We start from the raw sequence: 19,393 nt of genomic DNA, 5'->3' as shown, positions 1-19,393 counted from the left end.
ACTTCAATTTGTGTACAGCTGCTTAAATTCAGACGGTGTCATGCCGGTATGCTTTTTGAACAGTTCGCTGAAATGCCTTCTGTCCTCGTACCCGAGAGCTTGGGCGATCTCCTGCACCTGCTTGCCTTCGAGGAGCATGGCTTTCGTTTGTTCCATGCGCTCGGAGGTGACGAATTGGGTTACGGTCATCCCGGTTACTTTCTTGAACAGATTGGCAAAGTAACTGCCGCTCAAATAGACGAGCTTGGCATAATCATTGACCGTCATATTGGAGGCCACGTTTTGCCGGATATGGGCGATGACCTGCTCTACGACCTGGTTCACATCTTCAACATGGCGCTTCTGAATGATTTCGCAGCCGATCCTGCACATCTCCTTGATGTTATCCTGCAGCTCCTTCAGCTTGTACGAGGAAAGGTTCGTGATATGATACAGCTGCCGTTCGATCCCTTCCATCTCTTCGCGCGTCAATTTCTCCGAGAACACCCGATTGATGAGGAAGGCGAGCTCGTCGCACATTCCCTTCACGACCTCCGGAGCCGGAGGCATCGACGCATTGACGGTTTCCTCGAACAGTTCGTCCACGATACCGCTCGCCTTCTGCAGGTTCCCGGACCTGATGCAATAGAACAGCTCTTTCTCCTTCTCGGGAGAGTAACGGGGCAGCGATTGGGGGACGGGACTCATATGGCGGTAGCTGTACACGGTATTGCCGCCCGTATAGAAGTTATAGGAGAGGGCCGCGAATGCTTGGGAGTAGGAGTAGGAGATCCGGTGGATCTCCTGCACTTCTTCTCCAAGTCCTATCGAAATGGTATAGCGGGAATAGTGATTGACGTTCTCACGGCATTTCTCTGCAATGGCTTCTACGCTGATATGTTCCGGCGGATTGAATATGGCGACAAATCGGTTCGTGTGATCGCGGAATACGAATCCCTTGGTATGCTCCGTCAAGCTTTCTTCCAAAATGTTCTGGACCGTGAACCGGATCAGCTCCACCTCCTGGACCGGAAGCGCATCCGTCTGTTCGGTAAACTGATCGATTTCCATCAGCATGACGATGAATCGTTCCCGCTCAAGCGCGATGTTCAAGAAATCCCAGCGTCTCTGCGCTTGTTCCGGCGTCGTAGGGAATTGCAGCAGCAGCTGGAAGTATTCCTGCCTTAAATACGGCAAGCTTTCCCTCAGCTTTCTTTCCATTTCACGATAGCGCTGCTTCTCGGACATTTCATCCTCAACCGCCTGTTTGGCCTTGAGCACCACATCGATAATTTTCTGAGGCGTGTACGGCTTAACGATATAGTCGAATGCGCCCAAACGCAGCGCTTCTTGCGCATAATCGAAGTCGGTATAACCGCTGAGGAACACAATTTTGGTTCGCGGAAACATATCCAGCACTTGCCGGGTCATCTCCAGCCCGTCTTTTTTCGGCATGCGAATATCCGTCAGTACAATGTGGGGCTCCGTCTCCCGGATCAATTCGATCCCCTGCTCGCCATTGCTGGCCGTGCCCGTAATACGAATGCCGTAAGTCTCCCAATTGATTTGATTCGCGATGCCCTGCACCACGGTCTTGATATCGTCGATTACGCACATTCTAAGTTCGGTCGTCACTGCTTCATCACTCGCCTGTCAATGGTATAGTTAGTTTCACCGTGGTGGAGACGAAAGGTTCGCTGCTAAGCCGGATGTCCGCTTGGTTGCCGTAGTATAGCTTCAACCGTCCATATACATTGCGAAGCGCGTAGCTTTTGGGTGCCGAGTGCTCCCTTCGCATATCCGTATCAACGGACAGCACATCCATGCCTTCCCCGTTATCCTCCACTTGAAGATGCAGTTCGTCTTCGGTTCTCCAAATCGAAATCCGAATGTTCCCCATCCCTTCAATACTTTGAAAACCGTGCAGGATGGAATTCTCCACCAAAGGCTGCAAAATAATTTTCAAAACGGGAACCTCCAGCAAAGACTCATCTTCGAGCTTAATCGTATAATCGAACAGATCCTCGTAACACTGCTGCTGCAGCATCAAATATTGCCTTACATGATCGATTTCCCGGGCCAAAGTCGTCATCTCGTTACCGCCATTCAGACCGAACTGGAACATTAAGGACAGCGACGTAATCATTTCCGTTACATCCCGGTTCTGCGACGTTTCCGACTTCCAAATGATCGTGTTTAACGTGTTATACAGAAAATGCGGGTCGATCTGCGCCTGGAGAGCTTTCACCTCCATCTTGCGCTTCTCGTACTCGGCGTCCTTCACATCCTCAATGAGCGAAGCAATTTCCTCGAGCATCCGGTTGAATTTCAACCCGACCTGCGTCACTTCATCCTCATATTTGCTCGTAAAACGCACGTCGAGTTGATTTTGCTCAACCTTCTTCATCAACCCTTGCAGCTTATGCAGCGGCTTCAGCAGGAAGCTCGACATGACATTGGATAGCACGAAAGCCAATACGGCGCAGCACAGCATGATCAAGAGCGTAATCGTTTTGATCCGATTCACCTGATGGAGCAAATCCGACTGCTTCTGCACACTGACCATCATCCAATTGTCCGCAAGCGTGAGCCGCGAATAATTGACGAGGTAGTTGCTGCCGGCGATGTCATATTTGAAGAAACCGCGATCCTCGTGCTGCAGCTGGCTTATGAAATCGGGATCGCTTTGAAACAGCGCTTTTTGACTGCTTAACGGAAGTACGGTATCCCCATCTCTCGTGATGAGATAATAATTTTGGGATGGATCCAGCAGGTCATCCGTGATAACCCCGCCGATTAACTCCTGATTCACGTTCACCACCACGTACACATCCCGGACATCCGCCTCTGTGACGGGCTTCATCACCAGCGAAATTACCCTCTGTTTCCCCTGGAAAAGAGGATCTTCATGGTCTTCCACCCACACGACGCGGTCGGTTGTATTCAGATAGCGGGCAAAGATCGTCTCCTTGAAGCGCACCTGCCCGTTCCGCAAATCGTTCGTAGCATACATTTCGCCAACCGGTGTGTAGATCAATACGGATTGAATAGAGGGCTCGATCAGTTTCATTTGCCCAAGCGGCGTTTGCAAAGAAGAGAGCCGTGTATAGTAGGAGGCCGAATTATTCGATAAGACATCCTCCATCGCGTTCCTGAACGGATCGCTGAGCATCATCGACGAGGTGGTCACGATAATGTGCCTGAGCTTCTCGTCAAACACGCGCGCCGTTTTATTCAACGTATTCTGGCTGGATATGAACGCTTCGCTTTCTGTCGATCGAAAGGCGATCCAATAAGACATCATCCCCGTTATTGAAATGGAGATGACGGTCAACATCAACACCGAGATCCATAACCGCCGGCGGAGCGAAAGCCGGTAAAACCATGTATGCAAGCTGACTCCCCCTTCTCCGCACAATAATAAGGAAGAGCGCGCTGCTTTCGGCCGCGCGCCCCATTCCTATTGTATCCATTAAACTTTGCCCCTATTTCGCGAGGCTGCCCTGCAATTTGTTCGGATCGAAATTCGGATCCGCCTTCATCTTGGTCTCGCCCGCAGCACGCGCTTTCTCCAATGCCGTATTATAGCGGGTAGTCAAATCACTCAAAATTTTGTCCAAATCTCCGCCTTCGAGCATGTATTTAATCACGACGTTGCCTAATTTCGTGCCTTCCACCTTCGTCTCTACGACACCGCTTGGTGAAGGTGCATATAGAGCGTCATACTTCGTCGGCAAGAAACCTTCGATTCCCGGCATAGCCGGCTTCTGGGCCGCTGCGTTAACGTCCGGCACAATCGAGATCCCGAGACCCTTCTCGTGATATTCCTTCTGGAAGCTCAGGTTATAAATGTACTCCATGAATTTCCACGCTTTGTCTTTGTTCGGCGTGTTGGCGCTAATGCCGATATAGTTACCCGCATTGGCCAGGTTCACAGTCCCTGTCAGTTTCCCGTCAATCGTTGGAGGCAGTGCCGCGCTCCAGTTAATTTTGGTCGGGAATTGGCTTTGGTACACGGCAGGTTCGCCGGAGTGGTTGAAGTACATACCGATCTTACCAGCCGCGAATTGGGCGCGAAGCGGATCGATATCGAGCGATTCAACGCCAGGCAGCATGCTGCCGTCCTGCTTCATCTGCCGAAGTGCATCGACAATCGGCTTATACGCCGCAAAATCGAACTGGCCTGTTTTGTAATTGTAACCGTCGACTACGGAAGTACCGCTGAGCGAACCGATCGGATTGGCAATCCGCGAGAAGGCCGAGCTTGGATTTTTGAAGTTTTCCGCGAAGCCGTAAGCACCGATGTCTTTGCCGGCTTCCGTAATTTTCTTGGCATCCTCAACCATTTCCTGAATCGTTTTCGGCGGTTCGGTGATGCCGGCTTTTTTGAACAGATCGACGTTATAGATTAACCGCCAGTATTGCCCTGTGTTCGGAAGCGAGTAAATTTTGCCATCGACCATATTGCTTTCTTCTACAAGTAAATTATTATACCGTTTCTTCATTTCGTCTGTCATCATATCGTTCAGCGGCAAGAGATACCCTTTCTTCACGAAGCCGGGGAAATCGTTCGTCCGAAGAATATCCGGCGCCTGCTTGCTGGCGAAAGCAATATCGACCGATTGGTTGAAGTTATCGGCCATGACCGTCATCTCAACCTCGATGTTGTCCTTGTTCGTCTCATTGAACTTCTTGATGACTTCTTTCATATAATCGGCATCGTGACGGTCAATCGTCCAATAGCTCAGCTTCGTCTTCTGTCCGCTTGCCGCAGGGGCGGCACTCGCACCCGTTTTGGCAGCGGATGAATCGGTTTGGCTGCCGCATGCCGCAAGTGAAGCCACCAACGTAACTCCAAGCAGTGCGTTCAATACGATCTTTTTACTCATGTCGTGAAACCCTCCTGTTATCTCTTCCTGGAATGTGATGCACATCTCATGTAACTGTTTTCATGATAACTCGATATCCGGCTGAACCGTGAAGGACAAATCAACTTTCCAGGTGGGGGAAAATAACTGTTTTGTATGTTTCTGTATCAATTTAACCTTTCACACTTCCGGCCGTTACCTGGATGAACGACTTGTTCGCAAGCACATAGACGACCAGAATGGGCAGGAAGGACAGACAAGCGCCGGCCATCATAAGCTGCGCCTCCGCTGCTGCGCCAATGCCGTAGCGCAAATTCGCCAAGCCGACCGTCAACGTTTGCAGCTTCGGGTTCGTCATCGTGAAGACGAGGGGCAAAATATACTCATTCCATGCGCCGCGGAACGTGAACAACGCGGTAACGCCCAATGCCGGGCGCAGAAGCGGGAGAATAATCCGCCAATAGACCGTGAAGAAATTGCAGCCGTCGATGTATGCCGCCTCGTCCAGATCTTTGGGAATGGCCTTGAAGAAGCCGATCAGCATGAAATAGATCACGGCATGCGAGCTGATGAGAATAAGGATAACACCCCATAGCGATTTATTTAAACCGAGCTTCACCATGAGATTGAACTGAGGCATCAAAACAACGGCGCCAATGGAAATGAACATCGTGCTGGCCTGCAGAGCTACGTAAAGCCTTTTGCCAGGAAACTGCGTTCGATCCACGGCATAAGCCGACATCGTAGCCACTAGCAGCGTTCCGATCGTTACGATGATGCTGATAAAGAGGCTGTTCCATGTAAACTGGGCAAAATTAGCCTGCTTCCAGGCTGTGGCGTAGTTGGAAAATTGCCAGACGGTAGGCAGGATGGTAGCTCCCGTCGTCAGCTCCGCATTCGTTTTGACCGAACCCAAGATCGCCATAATAATCGGAAATATCGTGAAAAAGGCTACCGCTATCAAAAATATCCATTTGATGCCATGCCCGATGAAACGGCCGCCTCGGAAACCGCCGGAGTTCATGCTAGTAATCATTGTATACCCTCCCTTGTTAATCCTGATTCAAACGTTTGGACATCGCGAAGTACGCAATGGTAATGACCCCGACGATGAGAGCCGTTACGAAGCCTGCGGCGCTGCCGTATCCGATCTGCTGGACTGTCGGAGAAGCCGCCGAAACCGGGAAGAACAGCTTGTACACGTACAGGTACATGACATCGGTTTTACCGAAAGGTCCGCCCTCGGTCATGACCATAATGCTCTCATAGCCTTTCAGGGAGTTGATGATGGCGAGCATCACGATCATTTGCAGAACCGGTCCGAGCATCGGAATCGTAATGTACCAGAACTTCTGCACGACATTCGCTCCGTCAATCGAGGCGCTTTCGTACAGATCGTCCGGAATTCCTTGCAGTCCGGCAATGAACAGAAGCATATAGTTACCGATGGCGCCCCAGACGGCCATAATAATAACGGTTAACATCGCATAATCCGGTCCGAGCCAATCGATCGCTTTGGAGGTTAAGCCATACTTCAATAGAAATTGATTGAGCAGGCCGTTATACGAATTGAATATCGTGAAAAAGACGATCGCCATGACGGAAGTACTGATAATGGTCGGCATGAAATACACGGCGCGGAGCAGCACTTTGCCCCGGATGCCGCGATTCAGAATGACGGCAAGGATGAGGGAAAGCGGCAGGACGATAATCAATTTGCCGCCTGCATATATGAGCGTGTTGTACACGGAGTGCCAATACTCCGTATCACGCAGCAATCTTGTGAAATTATCGATACCGATAAATTTCTCTTCACCGTACCCCTGGTAATCGTAGAACATATAACGAAACGCCCATATAAGCGGGTATATGCCTAGCGCCAAAGTTAGAAACAGACTTGGCAAAATAAAAACATAGGAATTGAACAGGGAACCCCTTCTGCGCATATGACATCTTCTCCTTATACTTAAACTAGTAGTCTAAGCATATTACAAGCTCGCGGCGATGCGGGAGTGGTAATTCAACTGTGTCCGTGTGACAATTCAACTGTCTTCGACAGCCGGTCAACCGCCTGTCAATAAATACCGAAAGCAAACAGGCCGCAAAGGAATTTGCGGCCTTGCTGACGCTACAATTTATTGGAAATGGACAATAAAAGTCTTGATCTCATAAGGCTTCATAGGAACGTCTAGCTGAGCGCTCACCAACTTCCCGCCCTGCGGACGTTCGAGCAGATCGCATTCCTGCCAGGATGCGATCCGGGCATCGCTCGCGATCTCCAGCTGCCCGCTGATGCCTGCGAACTCGTGAATCCGCAAGATGACGCCGCCGCCATCCTCCGCTTCTTTCACCGCGTCGATCATGACATGATCGCAGGACAGACGGAATAAGCTGAATGACGCTTCGGCATCGGCACGCTTACCGCCGGTGCTCGTCAGCGGGTTATTCAAGGACCATGCGGCTTGCACCGTTCGCCCGTCATACCAATCGCCGGCATGCGGGAACAGCGAATAGGTGAAATGATGTTCACCGATATCGGCCGTAGGATCCGGCACCATGGCGGACTTGATCAGCGTCAGCCGCATCACGTTGTCTTTGATGTCATAGCCGTACTTGCAATCGTTCAAGAGGCTGACCCCGTACCCGCGTTCCGACAGATCGGCCCACTGATGGCCGACCGTCTCGAAGCGCGCGTAATCCCAGCTTGTATTCCAATGCGTAGGGCGCTTCACGTTGCCGAATTGGATATCGTACGTCGCTTCCGTCGCCCGGATTCGCACCGGGAATGCCGCCTTCAACAGCTGGCGCTGCTCGTTCCAATGAACATGCGTTTTGAAATCTATTCGTCGGCTGTGCGCGTAGACGATCATATCTTGAATAATGGTCGAATCCATATACGCCCATTCGAAGCGGACGATCGCGGCCAGAGCCCCGATGTTCGTCACTTCCATGCGGGTCACCTGGGTCACTTCGCGCCTTTTCTCCGTGTAGAAAATGTCGATGTCCCACGCCTCGTGCCGGCCTTTCGGCTTATCCTCGAACACCTCCAGCCGGTTGCCGGTCTGCCCCTCTGCGAGGATGTCCCGCTTCGCCAGCCGGTCATAGAGCCGTTCGAGCTGACCGCTCGCATTCCATTCGATTTCATAGAAAGGCGTGACCAAACCACGCTCCTTCGAATGGAATACATCGGCATCAGACTTCGGCGCAGGCGCATGGCTATCCGCGGCTTCCGCCGGATGAATCACCGTGTAGCCCATCGAAGGGATCTCCGCTACTTTCACCCATCGTTCTCCATCCACCAACTGTGTCTCCAGCGGACGATTCCGGGCATCCAACCAGACCTCATGAGCGGCAGCGTCCCCTTGGGGTAAGCGAACGATATCCGTCTGTTCCCAGGAAGCGCTGTTGAACACCGTCACTTCCCGGTCCCCGCCCTGTCCACCATCTGTCAAGTAAGCAAGGGATTGGTTCCGCACTTGCTCTCCGAGGGCAAGCGCTTCGCCATACTCGACCCTGCTGTCCTCATAAACTTCACGAATCGACGAGCCGGGGATGATGTCATGGAATTGGTTTCGCAGAATAATGGTCCAGCCTTTATGCAGAAGCTGAGAGCTTTCGCCGCTTGCCGCATGCGCGGCCGCGTTCGCAACGCTGCTCAACACTTGCAGCCATTCCGTTTCCCTGTACAGCAGCTCCAGCTTGCGATTCATCAGCTTATTGTAAGCTTGACTTGTATACGTACCGCGGTGCAGCTCCAAATACAGCTCGCCGTCCCATGTGTGCACGTAGGAATCGGTGCTTGCCACCCGCTGCTGCAGCTCGCGGAAATATTCGTCGGCGCGCCCCGTCTTCACGGCCGGAATGCCGGGGATTTGGTCTAATCGGCGCCGCATCTCCAGCATTTCCCGGTTGACGCCGCCTCCGCCGTCGCCGAACCCATAGGCAAGGAGCAGAGACGAATTCAGCGACTTATCGCGGTACGCGTCCCAGATACCTTGTACCGAAGCCGGCGTCACTTTCCCATTATACGTATAGTAAAAGGCCCCTTCGCTCGATCCGGGATCCGGCGTCGTAATGAAATGGGTCAGCACTTCCGTTCCGTCAATCCCCCGCCACATGAAGGTATCGTGCGGCATGCGGTTATATTGATTCCAGCTGATTTTGGTCGTCATGAACGATTCGATGCCCGCTTTGCGCAAAATTTGCGGCAGCGCCCAGCTGTAGCCGAATACATCCGGCAGCCACAGGTACTTGCATTCAACGCCGAATTCTTCCCGGAAGAAACGGGTTCCGTACAGAAGCTGTCTGACCAACGATTCCCCGGAAGCCAGGTTGCAGTCCGCCTCCAACCACATCGCGCCGCCCGCTTCCCAACGGCCTTCCCGCACCCGTTCCTTGATGCTTTCATAAATTTGCGGATAATCTTCCTTGATGTACGCATACAGCTGCGGCTGTGTTTGCAAGAATACGTACTCCGGGTACATCTCCATCAAACGCAGTACCGTCGAGAACGATCTCGCCGCCTTCTCCCGCGTATGCTTCAGCTGCCAGAGCCACGCGACATCGATATGCGTGTGCCCGATGCATTGGACGACAACCGCATGCAGCTTGGGCATGGAAGCGAGCGTGCGGCTCAGCTGTTCCTGCGCCATCGCCACGGAGCTGTAGAAGCCGTCGCTTCCCGGCCTCGACCAATCGAGAAGCAGGAAAGCCTGATCCAGCATAGTCAGCAGCGCGTGCCGTTCAGGACGGCTTTCCTCCAAGATCCGAACCGTCTCCAGCAAAGCTCTCGCCGTGTAATAAAGATCGTCGCAAGCTTCGTCCAGCCAGCACAAGGACGCCCATTCCAGCTGGCTTTCCATTTCACGGTAGCTCTGATAACCGCCAAGCCCGGACCATAAACGGAAGCGAAGCTGTACAACGGATCCAATCAGCTCGTCGGGGAAGAAGACTTCCTCATGATTGGAATCCACGCCTTGGAACGGCGCGCCATTCACATAAAGAAGCGATTCAAACCCGCTGTTCGTTCCGTCACCGGTTTGCCCCAGCTTGAACCGGCCAAGCACTTTCTTACCCTGCCACTCTGCCGGAATCTGCGGATCGGCGGCTAACCAATAATACACATCGCGCCCTTTCCAACGGTCTCCGATCTGAATGCCGCTCCATTCGCCGTCTTCCGCCGGGTAAGCGCCAATCGCTCCTTCGGCGTCGCGTTTGATTCGAATCGTATCTATAGCCCTTTCGCCGCGATAGCGGTAAGGTTCAAGTTCAAGAATTCGCGCCTGTAATTTCTCCACTGTCCACAACATGTGACTGCTCCCTTCAATCCTATGGCGATATTATCCCTGAGGGATGGATATGCTTATTCTAATCGATAATAACGTTATGCCGTGATAGGCAATCTGATGATGCATGGGGGGGAAATTCATTTTTATCGAAGAAAGGAGATCGCCATGTCACAGCAAGTAGATACCCCTTATGTGATCCTGCCCGAAGAAGCGGCACCGGTTAATGCCCAGCATTGCGAACGATGTGAGCTATCCAACCAGCGGAGTCGTGTCATTTGGGGGGAAGGCAATCCGGACGCTCCCATCCTGTTCATTCTGGATAACCCGGGAGCCCGGGAGGATCGGCAAGGCAATTCGTTTCTATGCGGTACACGCGAAACGCTGCAGCACGGCATGAGCTTAGCCGGCTTGAACATCGATTCCGTCTATGTGACGTATTTGCTGAAATGCAGACCCATCCGCGCTTATAATAAGCCTGCGGCTAGAGAAGCTTGTTCGCCTCATCTGCAGACGCAGCTCTTGGAGAAGAAGCCACGTCTATTGTTTGGATTCGGGAACGTTGTGGCCGAATCCGTATTTCCAGGGCAGGAGAATGCCACGGTGAAGGAACTTCGCGGGAGCTGGCACGAGTTCCAGGGGCTTCCCATCGGCTTTACGTACCATCCGTTAGCCGTCAGGAGGCGCCCCAATTTAATGCGTTATTTCATCGATGACCTGACCGCTCTCCAAAGAAGATGGACAGAGATTGAATCCTCCCGTTAGGAAGTCAAGCATCCTTTCGCAAAAAAAGTGACTCCAACCGCCGCACGCGGATTGAAGTCACTTTCTCATTCTCGAACCTATCTATTAATAAACATCACGTTGGTAACGTCCTTGCTCTTGCATACCGTTTAGATACGCTTCGGCTTCTTCGCGAGTCATGCTGCCTTCTTTCTCAATAACCTCCAGAAGCGCATGATGAACATCTTTAGCCATGTTCAGTTTATCGCCGCAAACGTAGAAGTAAGCTCCTTTGTCCAACCATGCGAATAACTCCTGGCTGTTCTCGAGCATTTTGTGTTGGACATAAACTTTCTGCTCGCTGTCACGCGAGAAGGCTACGTCAATTTTCGACAAAACCCCGTCTTTCTGGTATTGCTCCAACTCTTCTTGGTACAGGAAATCCGTTGCCGCATGCTGGTCTCCAAAGAACAGCCAGGATTGGCCTGTTGCTTTGGTCACAGCGCGCTCTTCGATGAAGGAACGGAACGGTGCAATCCCTGTACCCGGTCCCACCATAATAATCGCTTGATCCGGGGACTCCGGCAGATGGAAATGTTTGTTCGCTTGAACAAATACAGGAAGCGTATCGCCTTCTTGGATGCGTTCGGCAACCAAAACGGAACAAACGCCTTTGCGCTCACGCCCATGAGCCGTGTAACGAACCGCACCGATCGTCAGATGCACTTCCTCCGGATGAGCGGCGATGCTGCTGGCAATGGAATAGAGCCGCGGCGTCATTTTTCTTAAAAGAGAGACGATATCCTGCGCCGAAGCTTTCCACGGACCATAATCGCGCAATAGATCAAGCAGATCGCGTCCGTTCGTATATTCTTTCAGCTGATTGGCATTCTCCGCCAACAACAGGTTGTGCAGCTCTTGGTTATCCGTGAAAGCCACGGCTGATTGTACAATCTTCTTGGAAAGCAGCGTAATTTCGAAGTGCGTCGTCAATGCTTCCTGCAGGGGAAGTGTCTCGCCTTCTTTCCCCACTGCAACCGGTGTGCTTGCGTCCCACTTCATGACTTCAATCAGAGCGCTCACGAGCTCAGGATCATTCTGCGGGAGAATGCCCAGCGCATAGCCTGGCAGATAGGAAAGATCGGATCCTTGCAGCGACAGTTCGAGATGTCTCGTTTCTTTGTTCGAACCGGCACCGTTGAGGTTGACATTCTTGATCACTTTCGCTTGAAACGGATTTGTTCTTGAGTATGTTGCTGGCACTTTTTGGACATCAGTAGTTTGCATGCTCTTCACCCCGAATTTATATATTAACCTACATTATCATATTAAGACCAAATAATACATATTTTTTTGGAGATTTGTCTACATTTTTTGATAAAGTATTACAAACCGGCGGCAAATAAAAGAGACCCCGAACCGAGGCCTCTTCTCATCAACATTCCCTCCAACAGCAAGGATTATTTATTTAACCCCTGTATAAACAAATGCCCGAATAATATGTCTCTGCGCGAAAAAGAATGCGATCAGAATCGGCGTGACCAGAATCATGTTCCCGGCCATCAGCACGTTCCAGTTGGCTACGCCTTCTTCCTCGCGGATTTTGGCAATTCCCAGAGGCAGCGTTCTCGCCGTTTCATCCGTCGTCATGACGAGCGGCCAGAAGTAATCGTTCCAGTGGGCGATGAAGCTGAACAGCGCGAAGGTCGCGAGCACCGGCTTAGCCATAGGCACCATGAGCTTCATAATAATTTGCCACTCCTTAGCGCTGTCCAGCCGCGCAGCTTCAATCAATTCCTCCTGCACCTGCTTGAACGACTGCCGCAGAAGGAAAATACCGAAGGCGCTGGATGCGAAAGGTAGAATCAGAGCGAGATGCGTATTCAGCAGCTTCCAGGCGCTCAGCTGCAAATAAACAGGCAGGAAAATCAATTGCGACGGAATCATCAGAGTCACCATCACGAGGCCGAACAAAACGCCGGAGCCTATAAATTTATAACGCGCGAAGGCGTAGGCCGCCGGAATAATCGTCAGCATCTGCAGGATGAGAATGCCGATCGATATGATGAAGCTGTTCGTAATATAATGCAGGAACGGGCCGGAGCCCCAAGCTTTGGCATAATTGCTCCAGATGAAATCTTTGGGAATCCAGTTCGGCGGGAAAATCATCGTTTCAGGGAGCGTTTTGAGAGATGTCGATAACATCCAGACAAAAGGCATGGCGAACACAAGCACTAAGGCAATCATACCGATCACACTGATGACGCGCAGGGCGTAATGCAGGGTTCTCGATAAGATCTCTTCTTTGCTTTTGACATAGATCAAGCTGCGATCGGAATGTTGAATGGTCTGCTCGGCTTTCACGGGTTTCCCTTCTTTCTATTGATAATGAACGCGCTTGGACATCATTTTGAAGTAAATGATCGTCAGCACACCGACAATGAACAGTAAGATGACGCCTGCCGCAGAAGCATAACCGATCTTGAAGAAGCGGAACCCATACTCATAAATATAATAGACGAGCGTATTCGTGGAATTGACCGGTCCACCCTGCGTCATAATCGCAATGGTCTCGAACACCTGAAACGAACCGATCATGTTGATGATCACGAGGAAGAAGATCGTCGGCGACAACATGGGAAGTATCAGCCGGTAGAACGTTGTCCAAGGCTTGGAACGGTCAAGCGCAGCCGCTTCATAGATATCCTTGGGAATGCTTTGCAAGCCGGCAATGAACACCAGTGTGTTGTAGCCAAGCCCTTTCCAGACCGCAACGATGACGAGCGAGATCAGAGACGTATTCTGCGAGGAGAGCCAAGCCAGCTTCCCGAAGCCGAACAAACCGATGAACCAGTTCAATAAGCCGTACTGCGGATCCATGACCCAAGCCCAGATCATGGAGATGGATACCCAAGAGACGATATGCGGACTGAAGATCGCACCCTGGACGAAGCTGGGAAACAAGCCGGATTTATTTAACCAGAGCGCTAACAGCAGCGAGAGACCCGTGATGCACGTGACCGTTAAAATCGTGTAAATCGTTGAATTCGATATCACTTGAATAAATTCTTTTTCCGACAGAAGATCGGTAAAATTCTGCAGGCCGACGAAGTTTTTCGTTGGACTGATGAAATTCCAATCGTACATGCTCAGGTACATCATATAAAGGATCGGATATATAAAAAACAGGGAAAACACAGTAATCGCGGGTGTAACCATCGCGTACGGACGCAGTCTCTCCCACATTGTCATCTTATACACCGCCGCCTTCTATATCGCGAATTCTTTGGCCGTCATGACCGAAATAGTACAGTTTATCGTAAGGAACGACGACTTGGATATGATCTTCCGTTTGCAGCGTGGACAAGAACGCCTTAACGAAGAAAGTACCCATACGGGACTGAATCTGATAAATATTTTCTGCTCCCAGACTTTCTCTTGTCAGGATTTCCCCATGAATCACCCATCCGTCTTCAGGACGATTCGGCGGCATCACGACATGCTCGGCCCGGAAGCCGATATAACCGATCGATGCGGAAGCCCCAACCTTTAATCCTTGAACGTCGGCGAATGGAAAAATATTCATAGCCGGCGTGCCGATGAACTGCGCCGTGAATACATTATCCGGATCATGATAAAGCTTCAGCGGAGAATCCGACTGTTGTATCACCCCTTTGTTCATGACGACAATCTCATCGCCCATCGACATGGCTTCCACTTGATCATGGGTGACATAAACGAACGTGGTGCCCAGCCTTTTATGAAGCTGGATCAGCTCCGTTCTCATTTGGTTGCGCAGCTTCGCATCCAGGTTGGAGAGCGGTTCGTCCAGAATAAACACTTTCGGCTTCTTGACCATCGCCCGGGCAAGCGCCACCCGTTGACGCTGTCCTCCGGATAATTGCTGCGGCTTTTTATCCAGATGAGGCGTCAAGGCTACGATTTCGCAAATATCCCGGATCAACGCTTCGCGTTCCGGCTTCGGCACCTTCCTGTTCTTGAGCCCGAATTCGATATTCTCGCGCACCGTCATCGTCGGATACAGCGCATAGTTCTGGAAGACCATCGCCACGTCACGCAGTCCGGGCTGCGTTTCATTCACACATTTGTCGCCGATCCAGATCTGCCCCTCGCTCTCCTTCTCAAGACCCGCAATCATGCGCAAGGTGGTGGATTTGCCGCAGCCGGACGGACCGACGAGAACGGTGAACGAGCCGTCTTTAATCGTCAGATTCAAACCGCTGATAATCGCTTCTTCTTTATACTTTTTGCCGATATTGACTAGTTGGATCCTTGCCATACGCTCATCTCCTTTTCGTTCTGAATCGCACGCATCAGCTGGGCCAGCTCCTCCAACCGATGCAGGCGGATATCCCATTGCCGTTCGTCCCCGCTCCGGTATGGCGAGATAAAGCAAGTTCTGCCGCCGGCTTCATGAACCGGGTATAAGTCGTTCCAAGGATTATCTCCGATCGATAAAATTTCATGCGCGCGGACTCCCTGTTCAAGGAGAGACTGGATGTAGGTTTGTATGCCAAACGGTTTATCTGCACCACAGTAGATTTCGTCGAACATATGGTGTATTTGCATATAATGCAAAAAGTCGATCCCGGATTTTTCGTACGTATTGGTCATTAATACTTTGCGGTCTACAGCAGTGACATGCTGGATGGCTGCAAAGAGCTCGTGATGAAGCCCGAATTGATAAGGCTTAAGGAGCATCTCTTCGCGCACTTGCACAAAAGCCTGTTTCATTTTCTGTTCGGGAATATCGTACCTATGGCGCAGCGCCCCAACGATGACCCATGGGTCCCCCATGTAGATCAGATTCGAATCATGAATCGATAAGGACGCATACTTCGCTGCGAACTGCTCTCCGTCCAGCTCCTCGCCTTCCGGCGTAAAACCTTGAATCAACCTGCCGGCCCGATGGGCAAGCGCCACTCGGTCCGTTCGATGAAAGAAATGGCCTAACCGTACGTTGTGAGTACCGGATAAAATGTTTCTTGAGGCCGTAACGGCCTTGTCCGTTTCCGCTTCCCATTCGGTTCCTTCCAGCAAATAACGGATATAACGATCCATGAAGGTGTCTTCTTGATACAGCGTTCCATCCATATCGAAGATGATTACTTTAATGTCAGAGAACCATTCCACTGGTGAGATCAGCCTTTCTTCTAGATGAATTGAGAGCCTGCCGGCTTCCGCTTGCGTCCATGTCGGGAAGCCGGCACCTCTCTGCCGGACGGAACCGGAACTCCCTGTCCCTGTCCCGGTCCGGGTTATTATTTGCTGAGCAATTTGTTCGCTTTCTCCGCAGCTTCGTTCATCGCATCCTGCGGCTTGACACCCTTCTCGAGGATGGCTTTCGTCATAGCGTCGATAATCGTCTTCGATACCTCGGAATACGCATTGGCGTTAGGGCGAAGCACGGCATACTGCAATTGGTCGGAAGCTACTTTGTATTGAGGGAACTGTTTGTAATAGCTTTGTACCTCTTCGCTTTGCAGCGCGGACAGACGGTTCGGCAAGTATCCCACATACTTATGTTGATAGATCGTATTTTCCTTGTTGGTCATGAACTTCACGAATTGCCAAGTGGCTTCTTTCTCTGCTTCGCTAAGTTTGGACGTGATAGCCAGCTGGCATCCCCCGGTCGGAACGCCATAAGATTTATTGGCCGGCATGAAGTCGGTCGCCATCTCGAAATTGTTGCCTTTCGCCACTTCCAGGCTTGCCGAGACGCCTGCTGTAGATCCGATTTTGAAAGCGGAAATCTGATTGGTCCAATCCTTCTCGGCGTCAGCGCCTGCTGTCTTGCCTACCGTGAATTTGATAAGGCCGTCATCGGACATCTTCTTCCAGAACTCCACAGGAGCAACGCCTTCCGGAGAGTTGAACGCCGCTTTCTTCCCGTCCTCGCTCAGCACCTTGCCGCCGCTTTGCGCAACAAGCGCCTCATATTCCCAGACGCCGACCGCCATCGTCAGAGCTGTCTTGCCTTTGGCTTTCAACACCCGCGAATATTGCTCGAGCTCCGTCCAGTTCTTGGGACCGGCAGGATCCAGGCCGGCATCCTTGAGCATCGTCACATTTTTGTAGAAGATCGGCGTACTTCGCATGAACGGAATACCGTACAGCTTGCCATCCACGTAGGCGTTCCCCATAAGTCCCGGAATAAAATCTTTCAAATTCAGTTCGGCATCATCCCTGGTCGCCATGGGGGTCAAATCCACGAGCATGCCTGAGCGGGAGAAAATCCCCGTGGAGGCAATCTCCAGGTCGAACACGGCAGGCGCGTTGCCGGCGGCAAAAGCCGCTTGCACCTTCGCGTGCAGATCGTCGTAATTCCCTTGGTTCGCTTGCTGCACCTCAATTTTGTTCTGCGACTCATTGAACTTTTTCACCAGGTTTTGCTTCGCTTCTTCAATTTTTCCGCCGTTAGCTGTCCAGTATTTGATCACAATTTTCTTGTCCGAGGACGCGGACGTACTGGCTGCGCCCGAAGCGGCCTTGTCGCCTGCACCGCCTGCACCGCAAGCGGACAGCATGAGTACGGAACTAAGCGTCACGATGGATACGAATTTCTTGTTTAACATGGTTGATTCCCTCCCAATTTTTGAATGCACCCAGCAAAAAAGAAGCCTAAATCAACCGCCGACATGCTGTCGGCCGCTAATCAGGCTTCTCCACTACTCCAACCATTTTGTATTTACTTGTCTGCATTCATCATAATGGCTGAGTATTATCCGTGTGTTAAATGACTATGAATTTTTTGAAAATTTCCGGTCTGTGCCTACGGTTCACACAATGCTGCGAAGCTTCTTCTCATCCGGGGCAAAAGATTCACGCCATAACTCCGACTTGGAAGAAGATACGGCGGTGGCTCCATATTTGAAATCTTCCATGGCATGGCTTCGTTCGAACAGCAAACCGCCGGTAATGATCGGCAGGGAGGTGAACTTCTTGATCTCCCGGATCATCTCCGGAATTCGCGCCGGCATCACTTCGATGATATCGGGCTCGATTTGGGTCAGGCTCTTGGCTATGTTCTCCAACCCTTCGGTATCTACGAGGAAAAAGCGTTGAATGGCGAGCAGCCCCATCTTTTTCGCTGTTTTGACGACATTCGTCTTCGTCGTAATAATCCCGGTCGGTTTGATCACTTTGGCCAAGTAGTCCATGCCGTAGGCGTCCGTGCTTAAACCGCCTATTTTCTCCAAATGCAGGAAGACCGGCAGCTGATGACTTTTGAACACATCCACGTACCCTTTGATGACCCCAATGTGCCCGGTAAGCAGAAATACGCCGCTAAGTTGGTTTCTGAGCGATAAAGCAAGTTCGATCTGCTTCGGCTCCTTGATCGAGGCCACCATACGGTGTGCGCTTAACCGTTGGAAAAACAGCTCGCCTTCATCGTTCTTAAGCTTCTTCATCCATCAGACCTCCTGGTAAACGCCTGTGTTCGAACCGAAACCGCTATTTGTGTTCCGCTGCCAGCCGCAGGGAAACCGTACATGCCCGATCCGATTCTTGGCCGCGAGCAAGAGGGTTGTGTCTAAAGTGCTTCATGTTGTTGTACAGCATCTCGACATTGTCTGTGAGGGCCGCGTCCGCTACATCTACAGCACTAATGCGAATTTCATCCCGGTCGATCTCCACAACCCGCAAACCGTGCTGGTCAAGACACGCCGACAGCTGAACGAACGTCCAGTTCTGCTGATTCACGATCGAATCGATATGCGTATGGCCGTTGAAATAAATGCCGACTCCTTCTTTCTTGCTCAGCACCTTCCACATATCGATGTCCGGATGAATGGAGCCCTTATCCTTATCCGAATTCGTCGTCGTCTTATGTACCGGGTGATGGGCAAAAACTAATACCGGCTTCGTTCCGGATGCTTGGATGACCTCTTCGAACCAGCTCAGCTGCTCTTCGTCAACCCAGCCTCCCCAATCCTCGAAATCCATCTCTTTGGCCGTATCCAGAAACACGAGGTCAGCCACTTCCGTCTTAACGACATGATAGCGGGCTTGTCCGCTGATTGCGAGCACTTCGTTTCTCGTTGACGCATATAGATCGTGGTTCCCTAGAGCATGGTAAAACGTTCTGCCGCCATTGCGTAAGATCTCGTAGACTTCATTCAGTTCCGAGGAATGTCCGTAATTGGTGAGATCGCCCAAAGAAATATGAGCATCCCCTTCCACTTCCATAAATCGTCTCAAAAAGGTTTGATAGAAATCGTTACGGGCTTCCAACCATCCTGGAATTGCTTCATCAACCTCGTGATAATGTAGATCTCCCATTAGTACTAATCGCATGAGTTCTCTCCTACCTTCTATCAAATTTGATGTGACGCCATCTCCTGTAATGATAATGAACAAGTGTAAAATTTATTTACAAGTTTACTTTTATTTTTTGTAAATATTTTACGTTCAGGCGGCTGTCATGCAAAAAAAACGAGCCAATGCCGGTAACGGCATTGGCTCGTCTCTTGTTTTTTGACATTCTCGTGTACAGGCATGATGGAAATTCCCTTG

Annotated in this window: 14 protein-coding genes and 1 pseudogene; 1 reads left to right on the top strand and 14 read right to left on the bottom strand. The window is 51.2% G+C overall.

All coding sequences use genetic code 11. The features are described from left to right. Positions 1–3 precede the first annotated feature (3 nt). The 6 genes from J2X61_RS11375 to J2X61_RS11350 all read right to left on the bottom strand — a co-directional run bounded on the left by J2X61_RS11375 (position 4) and on the right by J2X61_RS11350 (position 10,156). Positions 4–1,614 carry a response regulator gene (locus tag J2X61_RS11375; protein ID WP_274469993.1) on the bottom strand — a complete coding sequence of 537 codons (1,611 nt, stop codon included), beginning with the start codon at positions 1,612–1,614 and terminating at the stop codon, positions 4–6. A gap of 7 nt (positions 1,615–1,621) precedes the next feature. Continuing rightward, complete coding sequence (locus J2X61_RS11370; RefSeq protein ID WP_274469994.1) at positions 1,622–3,373, bottom strand: sensor histidine kinase; 1,752 nt, start codon at positions 3,371–3,373, stop codon at positions 1,622–1,624. A 91-nt stretch (positions 3,374–3,464) separates the two neighbouring features. Then, positions 3,465–4,868, bottom strand: coding sequence for an extracellular solute-binding protein (locus J2X61_RS11365; RefSeq protein ID WP_274469995.1), 1,404 nt, complete (start codon positions 4,866–4,868; stop codon positions 3,465–3,467). Between the two features lie 151 nt (positions 4,869–5,019). Next, positions 5,020–5,871: a carbohydrate ABC transporter permease gene (locus tag J2X61_RS11360; RefSeq protein ID WP_379240363.1), complete on the bottom strand. Its 852-nt coding sequence runs from the start codon at positions 5,869–5,871 to the stop codon at positions 5,020–5,022. A 28-nt stretch (positions 5,872–5,899) separates the two neighbouring features. Then, on the bottom strand, positions 5,900–6,793 hold the full coding sequence (locus J2X61_RS11355) for a carbohydrate ABC transporter permease (protein ID WP_274469997.1): 894 nt from the start codon (positions 6,791–6,793) through the stop codon (positions 5,900–5,902). Between the two features lie 189 nt (positions 6,794–6,982). Continuing rightward, on the bottom strand, positions 6,983–10,156 hold the full coding sequence (locus J2X61_RS11350; RefSeq protein WP_310187850.1) for an alpha-mannosidase: 3,174 nt from the start codon (positions 10,154–10,156) through the stop codon (positions 6,983–6,985). Between the two features lie 144 nt (positions 10,157–10,300). Here J2X61_RS11350 and J2X61_RS11345 point away from each other — a divergent pair, with 144 nt between their 5' ends. After that, entirely contained in the window at positions 10,301–10,897 is a 597-nt protein-coding gene (locus tag J2X61_RS11345; protein ID WP_310187848.1) for a uracil-DNA glycosylase, read from the top strand. An 84-nt stretch (positions 10,898–10,981) separates the two neighbouring features. Here the strand turns inward: J2X61_RS11345 and J2X61_RS11340 are convergent. The 8 genes and pseudogenes from J2X61_RS11340 to J2X61_RS11305 all read right to left on the bottom strand — a co-directional run. Continuing rightward, a pseudogene (locus J2X61_RS11340) lies at positions 10,982–12,139 on the bottom strand (sulfite reductase subunit alpha); the annotation flags it as partial. A 180-nt stretch (positions 12,140–12,319) separates the two neighbouring features. Further along, positions 12,320–13,102: a carbohydrate ABC transporter permease gene (locus tag J2X61_RS11335; RefSeq protein WP_310188065.1), complete on the bottom strand. Its 783-nt coding sequence runs from the start codon at positions 13,100–13,102 to the stop codon at positions 12,320–12,322. Positions 13,103–13,234: 132 nt separating this feature from the next. Further along, a complete protein-coding gene (locus J2X61_RS11330; protein WP_379240365.1) occupies positions 13,235–14,101 on the bottom strand; it encodes a carbohydrate ABC transporter permease in 867 nt (288 codons plus the stop codon). Positions 14,102–14,108: 7 nt separating this feature from the next. Continuing rightward, the gene (locus tag J2X61_RS11325; protein ID WP_310187844.1) at positions 14,109–15,155 is read right to left on the bottom strand and encodes an ABC transporter ATP-binding protein; all 1,047 of its coding nucleotides are present in this window, start codon (positions 15,153–15,155) and stop codon (positions 14,109–14,111) included. Then, positions 15,137–16,009, bottom strand: a complete 873-nt coding sequence (locus J2X61_RS11320; RefSeq protein WP_310187843.1) for an HAD family hydrolase — start codon at positions 16,007–16,009, stop codon at positions 15,137–15,139. Before J2X61_RS11320 ends, J2X61_RS11325 begins: the two co-directional genes overlap by 19 nt. A gap of 128 nt (positions 16,010–16,137) precedes the next feature. Further along, positions 16,138–17,451 (bottom strand): ABC transporter substrate-binding protein, encoded by a 1,314-nt coding sequence (locus J2X61_RS11315; RefSeq protein WP_310187841.1) that lies wholly within the window; start codon positions 17,449–17,451, stop codon positions 16,138–16,140. Positions 17,452–17,655: 204 nt separating this feature from the next. After that, a complete protein-coding gene (locus tag J2X61_RS11310; protein ID WP_274470009.1) occupies positions 17,656–18,288 on the bottom strand; it encodes a glycerol-3-phosphate responsive antiterminator in 633 nt (210 codons plus the stop codon). A gap of 43 nt (positions 18,289–18,331) precedes the next feature. After that, complete coding sequence (locus J2X61_RS11305; RefSeq protein ID WP_310187839.1) at positions 18,332–19,174, bottom strand: metallophosphoesterase family protein; 843 nt, start codon at positions 19,172–19,174, stop codon at positions 18,332–18,334. Positions 19,175–19,393 lie beyond the last annotated feature (219 nt).

The sequence above is a fragment of the Bacillus sp. 3255 genome, from assembly GCF_031456485.1.
Taxonomy (GTDB): Bacteria; Bacillota; Bacilli; order Paenibacillales; family NBRC-103111; genus Paenibacillus_E.
The sequence above is the reverse complement of the archived record's forward strand: the minus strand, read 5'-3'. Positions and strand labels throughout refer to the sequence as shown.